Consider the following 1,972-nt stretch of genomic DNA (forward strand, 5'->3'; position numbering starts at 1 on the left):
CCCGTCTTTGACAGTTAGAAGAGAAAAAAACGGCTACAAACCCAGTAAATATGGGAGGTGTAGCCGTTTCTTGTCTTGCATCGATATGTGCTATATTTCAGGTCTTTTTAAAATTTTTGTATTTTTAATGATTGTTCGCATAGAGGCTTTCGTAATGATCTCGTAATCCGTACGGAATCCAAAACTCTGATGCAGAGCATCTGTAAGTTCCGTGCGAGTATACGAAGGAATATAACCACTGGCAGCACTTAAAAAGGTCATATTCATGGCCCGCAGAGTTTGGATGATCTGGTCACAAGTGAATCTGTTCCCAATCTTTTTCTCTAAGAGCCGATAAATAATCAGGCTGATATAGCAAGTCATGAAATGGGCTTTGATCCGATCTTCTCGGCGGACAAATGCGGGACGGGAGCCGAGTTCATCTTTCATGATCCGGAAGTTTTCCTCGATTTCCCAACGCTGCTGATTAATCCGGATGATATCACCCACGTCTCCTTCCAGATTCGTCACTACTGCGTAGAACCCATCATACATTGCTTCTTTTTCTATCTGTTCCTGATCAAGTCCATACACTGTTTTTTCAGCAATCTCTCCATCTTTCGTAATAGTCGTACGCTTTACAAACCGCATAGGATCGTTTTGGTTTGTTCCTTTTCTCTTTTTTCCTGGTGAATCCAAGATCTTTTGCGCCCGTTCAATCTGACCTTCCCGGATCTTTTTCTGGTAAGCAGCATATTTCGGAGAATAGGTAACAATCAGTGTCTCATCCATATCTCCTGTTATAAGGGGATATTCCTTATAGTAAACGGAGTTATAGATTTCTTCATCTGTTTCATCCAGTGTACGAAGGTCGATGAACTTCTGTGCTCCTATCTTGCGGAACTGTGTGGGATTCATCGCTTCTTTTCGCTCTTCCGCCTTCATTTTTTTCAGGGAATGTGTGATTACATAAGCCCTGTGGCTGAAACTATTGAAGCGGCGGTTATTGTGGGAACCCAATCCACTGTCTGAACAGAAAATAAATTCGCTGCAGTTGAAATCCCGGATGATCTTTTGCTCTAACGGTTTTAAAGTGGTCTGCTCATTCTGGTTTCCGGGAAAAATATCGAAAGACAGAGGAATTCCATCCGCATCCATAAATAATCCCATGGTGACAATCGGATTTGGTCGGTGTTCTTTGCTTTTGCCGTATTTGCGTAGTTCATCTTCCTGCTCGATCTCGAAATAGAAGTTTGTGCAGTCATAGTACAGGATTTTTTTGTTCCGGGGATGGACAAAGTTGGAATTCCGGTATAGCTCACTTTGTATAAAATCGGATTCTTCTGCAATAACAGAAAGGGCGCGGTAAACATCCTGCAAATGATACTTTGGTGGTTCCAGCAGAGTTTTGCAGTACTCATAGCTTTCACATTTACTGGAAGGATGGAGAATGCGTGCATAGATCAGATCCGTAAAAACAGCGAGCAGGTCATACTGATACTTGTGACGACTTTTGATCGCCCGACAGATCTTATCCAGCCGGAGCTCTGTAACCAGAGACTGGAGAAAGAGATATCCGGTATTAAAAAGGCGCTGTTCATTTTTTAGGATGCGAGCTCCTTGTGAAAAGTCCACTGATACTTTTCCATTTTTCAGATTATAAAGTTCGGTTTCTTTCTTTGCCTCGTTTCTGGCCCACGCCATCATCTTATCCTTATCATTGTCGAATTGTGCGAGGAGATCGTTCATCTTTCCCAATTTTTTATAGATATGGGAGGAAGTTTTTCCATTCTCTTTGCGGAAGGACTGATAAATATATACATCTTTGTTGTTTGCACTACCTGTGATATTTACGTACATAAAAAACCTCTTTTCTTTTTATTATATCACAACTAGCACAAACAAGCACTAATAAATTTAAAAAATTTGACAAAAAAAGTGCCTTTTTATAGGCATCGTAAGGTTTTTTTCTTTATTCAACTGTCAAACTCCC

General features: G+C 40.9%; 1 protein-coding gene. It reads right to left on the reverse strand.

Translation table 11 applies throughout. From position 1 onward, the window contains the following. Positions 1-90: 90 nt before the first annotated feature. Positions 91-1,839, reverse strand: a complete 1,749-nt coding sequence (locus tag WKT01_RS13660) for an IS1634 family transposase (protein ID WP_340312755.1) — start codon at positions 1,837-1,839, stop codon at positions 91-93. Between the last annotated feature and the right edge of the window lie 133 nt (positions 1,840-1,972).

It is taken from the genome of Mediterraneibacter sp. ICN-202921, assembly GCF_037890075.1.
In the GTDB taxonomy this organism is placed as follows: domain Bacteria; phylum Bacillota; class Clostridia; order Lachnospirales; family Lachnospiraceae; genus Mediterraneibacter; species Mediterraneibacter massiliensis.

What these genes read in the sequence shown, in the direction of transcription:
- WKT01_RS13660 (WP_340312755.1), bottom strand. Translation starts at nt 1,839, where the DNA reads ATGTACGTAAATATCACAGGTAGTGCAAACAACAAAGATGTATATATT.